Source organism: Moorena sp. SIO4A1, from assembly GCF_010672065.1.
Classification (GTDB): domain Bacteria; phylum Cyanobacteriota; class Cyanobacteriia; order Cyanobacteriales; family Coleofasciculaceae; genus Moorena.
On sequence record NZ_JAAHHX010000361.1, the window covers coordinates 1 to 2,079 of the forward strand.

At 43.1% G+C, this 2,079-nt stretch carries 3 protein-coding genes; 2 read left to right on the forward strand and 1 reads right to left on the reverse strand.

Going from position 1 to position 2,079, the window contains the following annotated elements; genetic code table 11:
- Both F6K53_RS38255 and F6K53_RS38260 read left to right on the forward strand, forming a co-directional pair.
- A partial coding sequence (locus F6K53_RS38255) for an NB-ARC domain-containing protein (RefSeq protein WP_293084992.1) occupies window positions 1-440 on the forward strand: 440 nt, incomplete at its 5' end.
- Window positions 437-1,522, forward strand: coding sequence for a tetratricopeptide repeat protein (locus F6K53_RS38260; RefSeq protein ID WP_293084995.1), 1,086 nt, complete (start codon window positions 437-439; stop codon window positions 1,520-1,522). The genes F6K53_RS38255 and F6K53_RS38260, both read left to right, overlap by 4 nt.
- A 176-nt stretch (window positions 1,523-1,698) precedes the next feature.
- Here the strand turns inward: F6K53_RS38260 and F6K53_RS38265 are convergent.
- Window positions 1,699-2,079 (reverse strand): N-acetyltransferase (locus F6K53_RS38265; protein ID WP_293084998.1); only part of this gene is annotated, 381 nt, incomplete at its 5' end.

A 2,079-nucleotide genomic window follows, 5' to 3' on the forward strand; every position in this document is an offset into this window, starting at 1 on the left:
GGTTAAATCTCCAGGGAGTCGATATTGTCACCCAGCTCTCGGAATTTGCATTTGTGAATGATTTTCCTGGTTTTCCGATGCCTAAAAATCTCAGCATTGCTAGCCAACTTGCTTATTGCTGGAAAAAATGGCAACCAGGTAAGGTTTTATTAGTTTTCGATAATGTCACTGACATCGAGCAAATCGAAAAATACTTACCGCCCATGGGTTCTCGATTTAGGGTATTAATTACTACACGTAGCTCACAGTTACCCTATGCGTCAATTCCTCTAGGGGGATTACCAGAAACAGAGGCTCTAGAATTATTAGCAAAGTTGTTAAGGCAAGAGTTTGATCAAAAAGACCTAGAGTTTGCCAAAACACTCTGTAAAAAAGTAAGCTTTGAACCTTTAGCGTTATACACTTTGGCAGGGCTGTTCTCAAAGCCAGGGACTACATGATGCTAGAAGAAATTTTATTGCTCCTAGAGCAAAAGCAATCTCAAGAAGGTGACTCTGGTACAGATGTTGTGCTGGAACTCAATTGGGATTCCTTAGAGTCTTCAGCTCAAACCATGGCTGCTCTGCTGAGTTTGTTTGCCTTGGCTCCTATTCCATGGTCATTAGTATCCCAGGCGGCTAGGGCTGCTAGCTTGGAATTTGATTTGGTGGTTAATCGGGATATCTTAGTTCAAAAGTATTTACTACAGAAGTTGGATGAGAATACCTACCAACTTCAGGAACGGATTAGAGAATTTTTGAGTATCAAGGGGGAACAATTAGCTGATATTGAAACTCTCAAACAGGGATTTTTTTCAGCGATAGTAGCAATAGCAAAGGATATTCCTCAGACCCCAACTCAGTCAAAAATTAGAGAAATTACCCCTGCTATCCCTCACCTGGTGGAAGTTGTCACTAACCAAAAGGATTACTTAAATGACGAAGATTTAATCTGGCCTTTTGTAGGCTTAGCGCGCTTTTACCAGGCTCAAGGTGCTTACGAACAAGCCTTGCCTTGGTATCAGCAATGCTTATCAACGGTTAGAGAGCGCTTGGGTGAAGAACACCCAGCTGTGGCCACCAGCCTCAACAACCTGGCTTATCTGTACGAAAGACAGGGGCGCTACCAAGAAGCGGAACCCCCGTACCAGAAAGCCTTAAAGCTGAGGAAACGCCTTCTGGGTGAAGAACACCCAGATGTGACAAGTAGCCTCAACAACCTGGCAGCACTGTACTATAGCCAAGGGCGCTACCAAGAAGCGGAACCCCGGTTCAAGCAAGCCTTAGACCTGAGGAAACGCCTATTGGGTCAACAACACCCTGCTGTAGCAGAAAGCCTCAACAACCTGGCTTATCTGTACAAGAGCCAGGGGCGCTACTCGGAAGCCGAAACCCTCTTCCAACAGGCTCTACAGATTGCTGTCAAGCAGTTGGGAGAGGAACATCCCATGACCCGCATTATTTCCAATAACTTGAACAATCTATTGGGAAGATCTGAATTTGGCAAATCTATGGCTCAAATTAATGAAAACACTAGGCTTTAAAAGCCTAAGTGAACGTATTATAGCAATCCTAAATCAGTTGTAATATCAAGTCAGGTTGAATACCCATAATTAGAGAGAGGGTGGGAAGTGTAGGGAGATAGGGGAGGTTTTTATTAAGGGTAATTATCCTGACATGATTTAAAGTATTAAAACCCTGACTTGATATTAGCAACCTATCACCATAGTTTAGGATTGTTTAAAGACTTTACGCATTTGATATTCACAGCAGCATTTGGCTCCTCTATCTCGCCAAGTAGGAGCGCCTGCCAACCAAAAGGCCACTCCAATGGATATGGAGTAATGAAATGTGTTGCCAACTCTGCTTTAAAGCCAAATCGTTCATAATACCTAGGATCACCATACACGAAGACAATAGTCACATTCATACTACGCAATCGCTTAATCCCAGCATCAATTAGTTTACTCCCAATACCATTACCTTGGCATTCTGGCTTAACAGCGAGTGGTGCCAGAATATACCCATGGAAATCTGGTTTTTCGGCAATAAATACAGGACTATATGCAACGTTTCCAATTATTTCATTGTCATCGACCGC